The 13,445-nt window shown below is 40.2% G+C and carries 8 protein-coding genes; 7 read left to right on the forward strand and 1 reads right to left on the reverse strand.

Annotated features, from left to right (window positions below; translation table 11 throughout):
• The first annotated feature begins 18 nt into the window (after nucleotides 1-18).
• The 7 genes from bshC to LBYS_RS13515 all read left to right on the forward strand — a co-directional run bounded on the left by bshC (nucleotide 19) and on the right by LBYS_RS13515 (nucleotide 10,531).
• On the forward strand, nucleotides 19-1,563 hold the full coding sequence (gene bshC, locus LBYS_RS13485) for a bacillithiol biosynthesis cysteine-adding enzyme BshC (RefSeq protein WP_013409400.1): 1,545 nt from the start codon (nucleotides 19-21) through the stop codon (nucleotides 1,561-1,563).
• Between the two features lie 105 nt (nucleotides 1,564-1,668).
• A complete protein-coding gene (locus LBYS_RS13490) occupies nucleotides 1,669-2,148 on the forward strand; it encodes a gluconate 2-dehydrogenase subunit 3 family protein (RefSeq protein WP_013409401.1) in 480 nt (159 codons plus the stop codon).
• Nucleotides 2,141-3,829 carry a GMC oxidoreductase gene (locus LBYS_RS13495; protein WP_013409402.1) on the forward strand — a complete coding sequence of 563 codons (1,689 nt, stop codon included), beginning with the start codon at nucleotides 2,141-2,143 and terminating at the stop codon, nucleotides 3,827-3,829. The genes LBYS_RS13490 and LBYS_RS13495 overlap by 8 nt, the downstream gene beginning before the upstream one ends.
• Nucleotides 3,830-3,850: 21 nt before the next feature.
• Entirely contained in the window at nucleotides 3,851-6,316 is a 2,466-nt protein-coding gene (gene priA, locus LBYS_RS13500) for a replication restart helicase PriA (protein WP_013409403.1), read from the forward strand.
• Between the two features lie 20 nt (nucleotides 6,317-6,336).
• Nucleotides 6,337-6,699: a phage holin family protein gene (locus LBYS_RS13505; protein WP_013409404.1), complete on the forward strand. Its 363-nt coding sequence runs from the start codon at nucleotides 6,337-6,339 to the stop codon at nucleotides 6,697-6,699.
• Between the two features lie 110 nt (nucleotides 6,700-6,809).
• The gene (locus LBYS_RS18410; protein ID WP_013409405.1) at nucleotides 6,810-8,687 is read left to right on the forward strand and encodes a TlpA family protein disulfide reductase; all 1,878 of its coding nucleotides are present in this window, start codon (nucleotides 6,810-6,812) and stop codon (nucleotides 8,685-8,687) included.
• 110 nt (nucleotides 8,688-8,797) lie between these two features.
• On the forward strand, nucleotides 8,798-10,531 hold the full coding sequence (locus tag LBYS_RS13515; protein WP_013409406.1) for a peptide MFS transporter: 1,734 nt from the start codon (nucleotides 8,798-8,800) through the stop codon (nucleotides 10,529-10,531).
• Nucleotides 10,532-10,539: 8 nt separating this feature from the next.
• On the opposite strand, the gene LBYS_RS13520 is transcribed toward LBYS_RS13515, so the two are convergent.
• Nucleotides 10,540-13,386 (reverse strand): T9SS C-terminal target domain-containing protein, encoded by a 2,847-nt coding sequence (locus LBYS_RS13520; RefSeq protein ID WP_013409407.1) that lies wholly within the window; start codon nucleotides 13,384-13,386, stop codon nucleotides 10,540-10,542.
• Nucleotides 13,387-13,445: the final 59 nt, after the last annotated feature.

Here is a 13,445-nt window from a genome sequence, read left to right on the forward strand (position 1 = left end):
GGAGAAAACATCGAATAATTGCAGTCACACATTCAAAAGCTACCCCTAGAGCAGGTGGCTAATTTTCCGAAGCTATTTCTGGATTATTTAAATGAAAAGCCGGAGCTAAAACCTCTTTATGGCCATTTCCCTAGAATTGAAAATTTTGATTCTCTGATTCAAGAGAAAGATTTTGCCCATCGAGCCGTTCTGGTAAAGGTACTGGAAGAGCAATATGCAAAGCTTGGTGTTCCTGAGAATGTTAAATTATTAGGAGAAGACAATACGTATAGCGTTACTACCGGTCACCAATTAAATATTTTCACCGGTCCCCTATATGTCATCTATAAAATAGTTAGTACCATCAACCTGGCTAAGCGTTTGAGCGAGGCATACCCCGATAAGAACTTCGTGCCAGTGTATTGGATGGCCACTGAAGATCATGATTTTGAAGAAATTGCTTCTTTCTTTTTGTTTGGAAATAAATATTCCTGGACTACTACTCAAAAAGGTGCCGTAGGTGAAATGAGCTTGGACGGCATCCAAGAAGTAATTGATCAATTAAAAGATAAGCCGGAAATCTTCATCAAAGCCTACTCTCAAAATGATAATTTGGCAGATGCAGTTCGTCAATATATGCATGAACTTTTTGGCGAGCATGGATTGGTATGTGTCGACGGAAACCACAGAGACTTCAAAGAAATATTTAAGCCGGTAATTAAAGAGGAGTTATCTAACGGTATAGTTAAGCAGAAACTGGATGAGAATGCGGTGCTTTTAGATCAATTAGGTTATAAGCCGCAAATCCATCCCAGAGAAATCAATCTATTTTACAAAGACAAAGGTCTTAGAGAAAGAATAGATCTGGTAGAAGGTGAATATAAAGTACTGGAAACTGCACTTAGTTTCACCAAAGAAGAGATAGAAGTATTATTACAAGAACATCCGGAGAGATTTAGCCCGAATGTTGCCCTTCGACCCCTTTATCAAGAAATGATTCTTCCAAATGTTGCCTACTTAGGTGGTCCCTCTGAATTGACCTATTGGCTACAATTGAAAGGTATTTTCGATCACTTCAAGGTGGCATTTCCAGCTGTGATGCCTAGAAATCTGGCCTTGGTGGTTAATGAGAACCTTCAAAAACGTTTAGATAAACTGGGTGTCAAAGTGGAAGACCTGTACCAGGATGATGCAAAACTAAGAAAGGCGTATGTGGATCAGGTCTCGGAAAACCAACTTCAACTTCAAGAAGAGCAAGCTTCCTTAGATGAGTTGTTTGATTCCATTATCCGTAAAGCTATTTCTGTAGATCCTACCCTTAAAGGAGCCATAGAAGCTGAAAAGGTCAAGGTGTCTAAAGGTATCAGTAACCTTGAAACCAGAATCAAAAAAGCTGAAGAAAGAAAGTTTGAGACCTCCATTCAGCAATTAATGGGAGTGAAAGAAAAACTTTTTCCAGGAGGAAGTCAGCAGGAAAGAAAAGACAATTTCCTAAACTTCTATCTGAATAATCCCGGATTCTTAGACCTACTTTTTGAAACTTTTGACCCTCTAGATTACAGGTTTAACGTACTGTACCTGTAAAACTGGTACATTTTTGTCAGAAGCTAACACTAAATGGCATTAGTTTCGTTCTTTTATTTCTTGGTTTAGGACAATTTTTTATAAATTGCTTCAAATCGAGATAGAATGAATAGAAGACAAGCTATAGGTTGGGGAGCCGCTGCAGCAATAGCCATTCCCACAGGGTGGTTATGGTGGAAAAAGTCAGACTTTGACGAGGTAAGTGCTTGGGGCAAAAAGGAGGAAAATGTCCTTTCTGCGGCCGTTGATGCCCTGCTGCCTGAAGGAAACATGCCGGGCGGAATAGAATTAGGGGTAGACAAATTTGTCAGCAAAATGATTCATGATTGCTTACCCATAGAGGAAAAGCAGGCTTTTGCAAAAGAACTGCTTGTACTGGCTAAAAAGGATTTCTCTACCCAGACTCCTGAAGACAGACTATCCCTACTAAAATCTTATCCTGAAGATAGTACTTTTATTTCTCTTCTGAGAAATTTAGCCATTCGTGGGTACACCACTTCTGAGTATTACATGATGCAAGTGCAAGGCTTCGAATTCATTCCCGGTCATTATTCTGGATGCGTAAACCTTAACCAAAATGCCTGAAAAATTTGATGCCATAGTTATAGGCTCCGGAATTAGCGGAGGCTGGGCTGCAAAAGAACTTTGTGAAAAAGGACTTAAAACGCTTGTTTTAGAACGAGGAAGAGAAGTCAAGCATATCGAAGATTATCCTACAGGCACTATGCTTCCTTGGGAATTCGAACATAGAAACCGTCTAACTAGAGAAATGAAAGAAGCAAATCCTATCGTTTCTCGTTGCTATGCATTCTATGAAGGGACGGAACATTTCTTTGTGAAGGACGATGAGCATCCTTATATTCAAGAGAAGCCGTTCGACTGGATACGGGGTTATCAGACCGGAGGGAAATCACTCATGTGGGCAAGGCAAACCCAAAGATGGTCAGATTTCGATTTTGAAGGTCCGGCCAGAGATGGATTTGCGGTAGATTGGCCCATCAGATATGCTGATATTGCTCCTTGGTATTCCTATGTGGAGAAATTTGCAGGAATCTCTGGTAATAAAGACGGTTTGAAGAACTTACCGGATGGAGAATTCTTGCCGGCACATGAAATGAACTGCGTGGAATCACATTTCCAGTCGCAAATAGCAAAACACTACAAAGACAGACATATTATTCAAGGACGCTGTGCCCATATCACAGATAATAGGCAGATTTACTTAGATCAAAATCGTAGTAAGTGCATGCACAGAACCATTTGTGAAAGAGGGTGTCCATACGGAGGTTATTTTTCAAGCAATTCTAGTACACTACCTGCAGCCCAGAGAACAGGAAACTTAACTTTACGTCCTCATTCTGTGGTTCATTCCATATTATTTGATGAGAAACTAGGAAAAGCTAAAGGAGTTAAAGTTATAGATGCTATATCAGGAGAGGAAATAGATTTTCATGCAAGGATCATCTTTGTCAATGCTTCAGCGCTTAACTCCAATCTCATTCTTTTGAATAGTAAATCTTCAAGATTTCCTAATGGATTAGGGAATGATAACGGGATGCTAGGAAAATATGTGGCCTTCCATAACTACAATAGAACCATCTCTGCAGAATTTGAGGGTTATTTAGATAAGACAACCTCAGGGAAACGCCCCAATTCACCTTATGTTCCTCGATTTAGAAACGTTGAAAAACAAGAGACTGATTTCTTAAGAGGGTACGCGGCAGGTTTTCAGGCTTCTAGAAATCCTTATTACCCTTCTGATGGTTGGGGCGAAGATCTAAAAGAAAGTCTATCTACAAAAAAGTATAACGATTACTGGACTGTAGGCTCGCACATGATGGGAGAAACCATTCCTAAAGAATCCAACTATGTGGCCCTTGATGATAAGGAAGTAGATAAATGGGGAATTCCTAAACTTAGGATCTCCATAGACTACGATGAGAACGACAAGAAAATGGAGCAAGATTACATGGATCAGTTCACAGAGATGTTTGAGAAAGCTGGCTTTAAAAACATTAAAACCAGAGAGTCAAAACGTAATCCTGGAAATGATATCCACGAGATGGGCGGAGTTAGAATGGGGCATGATCCTAAGACCTCACTTCTAGATAAATGGAATGCCTTGCATCACTGTCAAAATGTCTTCGTAACAGATGGCGCATGTATGACTTCCACTTCTACTCAAAATCCATCTTTGACCTATATGGCTTTGACCGCTCGTGCTGTTGACTATGCGGTGAACAGAATGAAGAGAGCGGAGCTCTAAAACTTTGCTTAACTTTGTGGTATGGATGTATTCATAGATGTCATTCTTCCTGTTCCCATACCACAATTTTTTACCTATAGATTGCCGCGCCATTTGGCAGAGCTCGCTAAGGTAGGATGTAGGGTGGTCGTGGAGTTTGGTAAATCCAGAGTGATGACAGCTCTGGTGGTGAAAATCCATGGAAACCCTCCTGAAAAGTATCCTGCGAAATATATTCAGGAGTTACTAGATACCGAACCGGTGGTGACTCCTACCCAGATTTGGCTTTTCCAATGGGTGGCAGAATACTACATGTGTACTGCCGGAGAAGTCATGAACGTGGCTCTTCCATCGGGTCTAAAAATTTCTTCGCAATCAAAGATCCAATACAATCCTGATTTTCATCATGATGAACTCCTAACAGATCTAGAGAAATCTTTTATGGATGTCTTAATAAGGGAGGACTCTATTTCATATGAGGAGGCTGGGCGCTTATTGGGTGAACAAGACCTGAATAAATTCCTTAAGAGCCTTGTTGCAAAGCATGCTATCATCCTGTTTGAAGAGGTGAATGAGCGCTATAAGCCAAAATTGATCAAGAAGATCAGGCTGCATTCGGATTATGCTACAGATGAAAATGCCTTAATGCTCCTAGAGAGTTTAGGCAAAGCAAAGAAGCAGCAGGAGGTATTGCTGAAATATCTAAGTATTATACCGCTTGATCAATTAAGCGAAAAAAATGAAGAGGGTATAGACAAGCAGCGCTTAAAGGAAGCTGAAGTGAGTGATTCAGCTTTAGCAGCTTTGATTACGAAAGGCATTTTTGAACAATGGGAAGTACAGGTTTCTCGATTTGATTCACTTGAAAGTGATTCTTTGAGAGAGATTCAACTATCTCCGGCTCAAGAAGCTGCTTCAGACCAGATAATGGGCCTCTTTTCAACTAAAGATGTAGTCTTGTTTCATGGTATTACAGGTAGTGGAAAGACGGAGGTTTATATTGATATCATCAAAAAAGCCCTAGACTCAGGTACTCAGGTACTTTTTCTTCTGCCGGAAATAGCCTTAACTACTCAGATCGTCAGAAGGTTAAAGAGAGTCTTTGGAGATACTATGGGGATTTATCACTCCAGATTCTCAGATAACGAGCGCGTGGAGGTATGGAGAGGAGTTTTGGATCAAAAATTCCAATTTGTGGTGGGGGTGAGGTCTTCCATTTTCCTGCCTTTTTCTAATTTAGGACTTATCATAGTGGATGAGGAACATGAAAGTTCCTATAAACAGTTTGATCCGGCTCCTAGGTATCATGCTCGTGATGTAGCCATTATGTTAGCTTTGAAGATGAAAGCCAGAGTGCTTTTAGGTTCTGCTACTCCTTCTATGGAGTCATTCTATCAGGCACAGACAGGTAAATATGGCTTAGTAAGTTTAAAGGAGAGGTTTGGGAATGCGCAATTGCCTCATATACGTTTAGTAAATATGAGGGTGGAAAGAGAAAAAAAGACCTTAACAAAAGAATTTAGCTCTGTCCTTTTAGAAGCCATTGGTCAGAATATCGAAAATAAAAAGCAAAGTATCATCTTCCAAAACAGAAGAGGATATGCTCCATATCTGAACTGCCAGCAGTGCAACTGGATACCTCACTGCAATCAATGTTCTGTCACGCTAACGCACCATCTAAATGCCAGAACACTTATCTGTCACTACTGTGGTTATTCAGAGTCAGTGCCCAGAGTGTGTCCGGCATGTGGTTCGCCGCATGTGAGGTCAGTGGGTGTAGGGACGGAAAGGATTGAAGATGATTTGAGAGAAATCTTTCCTGAAGCTGGTGTTTTAAGAATGGATCTGGATACTACTCGAACTAAGAATGCTTACGAAAATATCATCGGAGAATTTGAAACGGGAGAGGTGGATATTTTAGTGGGAACCCAAATGGTCACTAAAGGACTGGACTTTGACAGGGTAAACCTGGTAGGCGTATTTAATGCGGATAAGTTGATTAATTTTCCTGATTTTAGGTCCGGAGAAAGGGCATTCCAATTGATCACTCAGGTTAGCGGCAGAGCAGGAAGGAGGGAAGAAAAGGGAATAGTGCTCATACAGACGAATAATCCTGCAAATCGCGTTTTACAATATATAGTAGATAGTGATTATGAAGGATTTTATGCTTCAGAGATTAAAGAGAGAGAGGCATATAATTATCCTCCCTTCTCAAGAATAATTGAGTTGACAGTCAAAGATGTAGATAGAAATTTAGCTCAGGAAGCAGCAGAGGTCCTTGCAAAGAGGATGAAGGACTATTTAGGGGAGCAGAGGATTTTGGGGCCAGAAAGAGGGCTGGTAGAGCGCATTAGGAATAAATTTCACTTTGTAATTTGGATGAAACTTGAAAAGGAAAAGATGAATATTCAAGCTACAAAGCAGTATCTACGGGAAGAACTGGTACATTTGATTACGGAAAAGAAGTTTAAATCCGTACAAGTGGTGGTCAATGTAGATGCCGTCTAACTAAAATTGCACAATACTTTATGAGCTTAAAATCATCCATTTCCGATTTTCTTAAATTTGACGAGTTGAAAGATACGCTATTAAAATTAGTGGAGTCCAAAGTGGAACTCAAAAAGCTGGAGCTTCTGGCTAAAGTGGAAAAACTTTTGGCTAAGATTATTCTCCATATTCTGGTCGCGATTTTTCTGTTTATCATCTTCCTCTTATTGAATATTCTGGTAGCAGCAGTCATTAACTATTATATGAAAAGTTACTGGATGGGCTATGCCATTATTACGGGCTTGTACGTAGTCCTTTTTGGTATATTTCAATTCTTTAAACCAAAGGTTTCCGAGTTTATTGCTGCCAAGATTGCAGATCTAATTGTAGAAGAACAGTTCTAATTGTAACATTTTTGAAGATATAGCCCTCTAATAAGAGGGCTTTTTTTATTTAAAGCATTAGAAATTTATGAGAATTAAGATATTTGTTCAACTAAAAACAATTCCTTCATATGAATACAACTAAATTCCTTACAGTTTTTATTCTTCTTTCTGTCCAGGTTTGGGCTCAGGGAGAATTCACCGTCACTCCAGAAAAGCCCGAAGCAGGGAAAGAGATAACGATTACTTACAAGCCAAGTTCTAATGTGCCGGCTAAAATCCAAGCCTATGAATTTAGGGGTGTAATTCAGCAAGCTTTAGATATTTCTACGAAGAGAACCGCAGGGAAGTATGTGGCAACGATTAAGCCAGACACTTCAGCCACTTTTGTTTATTTTCAAATGACCGCAGGCGGAGCTCTCGACAATAACAAAGGAGACGGCTACACCATTGAATTGTACCGAAATGGAAAGCCTAGAAAGAATGCGAATATTGCTAAGGCCTATTTCTACCAATATTTCGGAGAAGAAGTGGGGGTAAGTAGCGATAAAGAAAAAGCATTGGCATCTTACAAAAAAGAGCTAGATCTCTATCCCGAAAATGAGTCAGTAAGATTGAGCATTCTCCAGTTAGAAATGTCTTTGGATGCTGAAAAAGGGAAACAGTTGGTGAACGAGGAGATTACTAGGAAAAGGTCCTTAGGTTTGAATAAAGAAGATGATTATAACCATTTATCCCGCCTATATAGTTTTCTTAAGGATAAAGAGCAAATAGATAATCTTACTCTAGAGAAAAAGGAAAAGTTTCCTAATGGAATGTGGGCGGCACAAGAAGAGGTGAATAAGTTTTCAGCGGAGCAAGACTTAGATAAAAAAATGTCTATGTTGAAGGTTTTGGAAGAAAATGCTAAAACTGATCCTAGATATGCACGTTATAAAGATAACAAAGTCTACTTAAGGTCAGAGATCGTTAGGACGCTTACCTCTGCAAAAAAATGGGATGAAGTAGAGAAGTACTTAAATGAATTAGAACTTACACCTGATAAGATACAGGAAGGTGAGTCTAGAGAAATCCTTGGTAGGATGTATAATTCTTTGGCCTGGAACATGTATGAAGATGGGAAGAATCTAGATCTAGCAGAAAAGCTGGCAAAGGTGGCTACAGAAGATCAAATGGCTAAGATTACTCAGGCAGAAGGCAAAAGTGAAAATGTGCTAAAACCTCTGAAGGATTCATATAGTATGTATGCTGATACGTATGCTGCAGTATTATTAAAGGCCGGGAAATACCAACAAGGTTTTGATATTGCAAAGGTATCTGTTCTAGACTATTCAGGAGGAAATTATCCTGATTATAATGGAATCTATGCTCAATTAGCCGAAAAGGTTCTTAAGCAAGAGGAATATATTCCTCAATTAGAAAAGTTTGTTGTAAACGGGAAATCAAATGAATTGATTAAGGAGATTCTACAGAGAAATTATAAAGGGGCTGAGTCATTTGATGTCTATTATTCTAAATTAGGAGAGCAGGCTAAAACTAAAATGAAAGAAGATCTCTTGAAGAAGATAGAAAACAAGCCTGCACCAAAATTTGCCTTAAGTAATTTAGACGGTAGCCAAGTTAGCTTAGATGAGCTCAAAGGGAAGACCGTTGTAGTAGACTTTTGGGCTACCTGGTGTGGACCCTGCATAGCATCTTTTCCGGGTATGAAAATGGCTCAGGATAAATTCAAAGATGACCCTAATGTCAAATTTGCATTCATTAATTCTTGGGAAAGCAGTAAAGAAGTGAAGAAAGATGTGGCAGAGTTTATAAAGAAGGGAGCTTACCCATTTGATGTATTATTTGATTTAGATAATAAGGTGATCGAGTCCTATGGAGTGTCAGGGATACCTACTAAGTTTATTGTTGACAAAAATGGTGCTGTAAGATTTACCTCCATTGGCTTTAGCGGAAGTGCAGAAAAGCTTGTGGATGAAATTTCTTTGATGATTGATTTGGTGAAGTAAAACCTTAGTCTTAGATAATTAACCCCACCTTGAATTGTCCCAGGGTGGGGTTTTCTTTTATTTTCACGTATTTTTCTTAGTTTTGTACAATATTTACTTTATTGTACCCTATGCATTCGTCTTCAGAGAATCAATTTTTTCAATCTCGGGTTTTAGGTCATCCATCCAGTCTATTTGTTCTATTTTTTACAGAAATGTGGGAGAGGTTCTCATTCTATGGTATGAGAGCGCTCTTGGTCTTATTTCTTACTTCAAGTATTGGGGATGGAGGCTGGGATTGGACTAGAGAACAAGCCATGGCTTTATTTGGCTCTTATGTAGGTTTAGTCTATCTCTCTACCATGTTAGGTGGCTATTTCGCGGATAATGTGATAGGTTACCGTTGGGCTGTGGTAGTAGGAGCAGGTTTGATGACCTTAGGTCATGCTTCAATGGCAGCTGAGACTCCCTTCTTTACCTATTTGGGACTGATTCTATTGGTATTCGGAAATGGATTTTTCAAGCCAAATATGACTTCCATCTTATCTGAAATCTATAAAGATCATCCGGAGAAGAAAGATGGGGCTTATACCATATTCTATATGGGCGTTAATTCCGGCTCTTTCTTCGGGATCCTGTTATGCGGTTATTTAGGAGAAATGGTGGGTTGGAGTCTGGGCTTTGGCTTAGCAGGGATTTTTATGTTCTTTGGTTTGCTTCAATTTTGGTTCTCTCAGGGAATCTTTGGTGATATTGGATTAAAGCCGGCAAAGCAGAAAGCTTCTGTAGAGAAGGGAGAAAATCCTTTCACTTCACTTCACTTGGGTATGATTGGATTAATGGTGATACTCGGTTTATTATGGATCATTTTTGAGCCGGTAAAAATCATTTCTGGAGGGTCTATTGACATTTTTAACTTCAATGTTGGCGGCATTTCTGGAAATAATTTTACCATTTTGTTTGCTTTAGCTCTGTTTTTGATACTGCTACTTATTCGTATTCCAAAATACGATGTGGTCACTAGAGACCGCATGATGGCTGTTACATTCTTTGCCTTTCTAGCCGCTTTCTTCTGGGCTATTTTTGAACAGGCTCCAGGAACCTTAACCATTTTTGCTAGGGATTATACCAATAGGGTTTTAGACGGTAATGCTGGATTGATTTTTAAGATGGCCAATGCCTCCTTGACCGTAATTCCCCTGAGCATTATTACCTGGGTGTTGTTTAAGCTTTTCGGGCAAACGTTTAAGAAATATACTTTGGCTAACTTGATTCTTTCAGTAAGTTTCGTGATCGTATGGTGTATAGCTTTATGGATGCTGAAGAACCAGTTTTCTGTAGATGCCTTAGAAGTTCCCGCTTCTTGGTTCTCTACTTTAAACTCTTTGTTTGTCATCAGTTTAGCTCCATTGTTTACCAAACTTTGGGATAGTAGATACAGCCCTCCGGCTAACTTCAAATATGGTCTGGGAATGCTATTGTTAGCCATTGGTTGTGCATGTATAGCTTTCGGCGCCAGTTCCATTGAGGTGGGAGCGAAAACAGCCTCAGTTAGTATGATATGGCTCATATTAGTCTATCTGTTCTTTACTATGGGTGAGCTTTGTATCTCGCCTGTTGGTCTGTCCTATGTGAGTAAATTAGTGCCTCCAAGGATGATTGGTGTGATGTTTGGTATCTGGTACCTGGCCGTAGCCATAGGTATGAAAGCGGCAGCAAAATACGGTGAAAGCATTGACCGTGTGGCTGACGAAAAAGGGATAAGCTTCTTCTTTTGGATGCTCGCGTCTGTTGCTTTTGGAGCGGCAGTTTTAGCCGTTATTGCAAGACCAGTGATAAGGAAATTAATGCATGGTGTGAGGTAGGGATTTCCCTACCTCTTTATCAATGTTACATATCCTTTAAAGGTTTTCTCACTTCCTAAAGGATCTAATCTTTCAAACTTCACTTTGATAGAATAGTAGTAAGTGCCGGGAGCAACTTCCTTCCCTTGATCATCTTTACCGTCCCATTCTATCGCATCACTATTGATTACTCTAACTCTTTGTCCATGTGCACCGTAGATTTCCATTGCGGCACTTGATATAAATGCTGGGCAATTTAAAGGAGTAAAAGTGTCATTTTTCCCGTCCCCATTCGGAGAGAAGACGTTAGGGAAATTTAAGGTTTCACAATTGTCAAAGCAGATCTTATTGCTCAAGCTACTTCTTAAGCCCAGAGAATTTACAGCTTCTATTGTATAACATCCCGCAAATCCTTCCAAGCGGTTCTTTCTATGTGTAAAAGTATTTCCTGTCACAGAGCTTAAAAGCACCGGGTCGCGAAGTTCATATCTAGAGAAGTAGATATTGTAACTTACGATGTCCGTTCTGCAATCTCCCTCCGGATTTTCCCAGGTCAAGGTATTGGAGAAGATGCCTTCGTTGCAGAAATCTGCCGACTGAAGATCTTCACATTTGATAGTGCTTGCTGCACTTAAAACAGGAGCACATGGTGGAGTCTGGTCTTGAGGTGTAATGCATCTCTCCTGAGAAAAATTGGTAAGGATTCCTAACTCCTTAAATGCTTCATATTCGCCCTGTGTTAATATTCTGTAACAATAGGTCTCTCCATTTTCTAACAAGGTACTGATGTCTCCATCACCCTTTTCTAAATCCTCCCCTCTGTCTAAATACTCAAAGCTATTGACATCAGATACCGGAATTTTCGCAATCAAATTAAAGTTGCCATCCTCTCCTTTTCTATACAAGTAATGGGTTTGATTTTCATTGCTCCAGGGAGTATTGGCTTCCCAGAATAAAGGAACTTGTTGATCTGAAGTTTGCGCATTCAAGAATACGGAGGAGGCAGGTAGTGAAGTTCCTCTCAACTGAGTTCCATTCGTGTAGAATTCTACTTTGTAGCGGTACACCTTTTGGGAAGTATTTAGATTTTGATCAATAAACTTCAAGTCTGTAGTGTCAGTAAATGAAGTAGTCTTGGTGTGTACTAAGGTAAAGTTTTCTCCACCAATACCCTCCGCTCTGTACAATTTGTACACTCGGTCCGCCGCCAATGTGTTCAAATCTATATTTACCGGAAGAGACCATTTTACCTCAATCTTACCAGAAGTGGTAGAAGTTTCTGTAACTGAAACCTTGGTCATAACGCTGGTGCCGGGTTTTACTTCTGATCCTATACAGAATTCAGCTGAGGGGGCACTTTGGATATTGATGAAAGTATTTTCCGCTATTTCAGTCACAAGTCTGTAGCTGTAGATTTCTCCTTCCGGTGCTTGAGTATCAATAAAGCTACTCTCTGTAGCTGGAACTTCTCCAATTAAAGTATAACCCCATGCACTTGGCATTCCTGGGCTACAAGCTCTTGGGTTTAAGCCGCTACAGCCGTTCTTGCGGTAAATAAGAATCTTTCCGTTTTCACTGCATGTAGTAAGAGGATTCCAAGATAGCTTGTTTCCGTTACTAACCGGCTCCGCTGTTAGTGCTTTAGGACTTGGAGGGAGGATCTTAATGTTCAGGGACTTTAAGTCAACTAAGGAGGTACTAAACCTACCCGGATTATCTTCCACCTTGAAGACTACATTGTAGGCCTGCTCGCGGGCGTGTAGACAATTGGTCTCCCAAACAAACTTACCTATGACTTTTCCTACTGCAGGGGTACTGGTAAATGTTGCCGGTTTGGGGTCTACGTACTGTACAGGATTCCCTGCCGGATCCAGATTATATACACCTCCGGAGCTAGTCAAACGGAGTTGTTGGTTGATATTTTCATCCTCTCCGATGACCTCAAACTCTATGGTTTCACCTGCCTCGACACAGAGGTCTGCTGGCAAGGTGAGCTTAGGAGCTTTATTGTCGGTTTCAACAACAATAATCTGCATATCGCGCACTATTTCTCCTATTTTGATGTATCCTCCATCGAATCCCTTCCGCCATTCCTCTATGACAAATGCCACATTGTATTGTCCTGCTTGCCTAGGAGCATCCCAGATAAGGTCACCAGTTCTCGGGTCTATACTGTAGGTTGCAGGACCGGTACCTGCAGAATTAAGAACAGGTGGTGGTCCTACGGTATTGGGTTCTAGATATTCAGGGATGAATTCACCCAGACCGGTAGTTGCCCCTGTTCCTGGGGAAACTTGAGCTTTTCTAGGTATGGTTAGTTTGTAGGAAAGGGAGTCTCCGTCTATGTCAAATGCTCCCGGGTTATGTATGAATCTCTGTCCTAAGGCAGCGGAGTCCAAAGGTATATTTAATAATACCGGGGTGCTGTTAAAGCCTATGTTTGAATTGATTAATATAGAGGTCTGAACAAAGAAACTAATACTTTGGGATCCGTCAGGAGCAGGTAAATTGATGGTATTATCATTCCGGTTAATGATACTCACTCCAATAGTATAGTACCCTGCAGATGGAAATGTATAGGTAGTATCATAGACATTCCTTGCCGTAGCCTGATTGATCATTATCCTTTGTTTCCTTCTTACCGTAAGTTTTTCCACTCGGTTTGTGGAGAAGCCCATGTTGAAATCTACAGTATTTTGCTGGTCATTCGCCGCTTTACCATTGATTTCATCGGTGTAGGTAATCAAGGTGATTCTGTACGTCAACTGTGTTCCGGGAAGACGTGTGGCTGTAATTTCTCCCGCCCTAATATGAGTAGCTTGGCTAAGTAAGGGGACAAGAAGGAATAGTAGAAAAAGAATGTAGTTTTTCTTCATGTAGTACACGTGCTTATGCTATAAAGATAAAACTTTAACGCAAATACCTTATATTTATT

The organism is Leadbetterella byssophila DSM 17132 (assembly GCF_000166395.1).
In the GTDB taxonomy this organism is placed as follows: Bacteria; Bacteroidota; Bacteroidia; order Cytophagales; family Spirosomataceae; genus Leadbetterella; species Leadbetterella byssophila.

Excerpts from the sequence above, each read along its gene's own strand:
- LBYS_RS13490 (WP_013409401.1), top strand. The coding sequence starts at position 1,669 with ATGAATAGAAGACAAGCTATAGGTTGGGGAGCCGCTGCAGCAATAGCC.
- LBYS_RS13495 (WP_013409402.1), top strand. The coding sequence starts at position 2,141 with ATGCCTGAAAAATTTGATGCCATAGTTATAGGCTCCGGAATTAGCGGA.
- priA (WP_013409403.1), top strand. The coding sequence starts at position 3,851 with ATGGATGTATTCATAGATGTCATTCTTCCTGTTCCCATACCACAATTT.
- LBYS_RS13505 (WP_013409404.1), top strand. The coding sequence starts at position 6,337 with ATGAGCTTAAAATCATCCATTTCCGATTTTCTTAAATTTGACGAGTTG.
- LBYS_RS18410 (WP_013409405.1), top strand. The coding sequence starts at position 6,810 with ATGAATACAACTAAATTCCTTACAGTTTTTATTCTTCTTTCTGTCCAG.
- LBYS_RS13515 (WP_013409406.1), top strand. The coding sequence starts at position 8,798 with ATGCATTCGTCTTCAGAGAATCAATTTTTTCAATCTCGGGTTTTAGGT.
- LBYS_RS13520 (WP_013409407.1), bottom strand. The coding sequence starts at position 13,386 with ATGAAGAAAAACTACATTCTTTTTCTACTATTCCTTCTTGTCCCCTTA.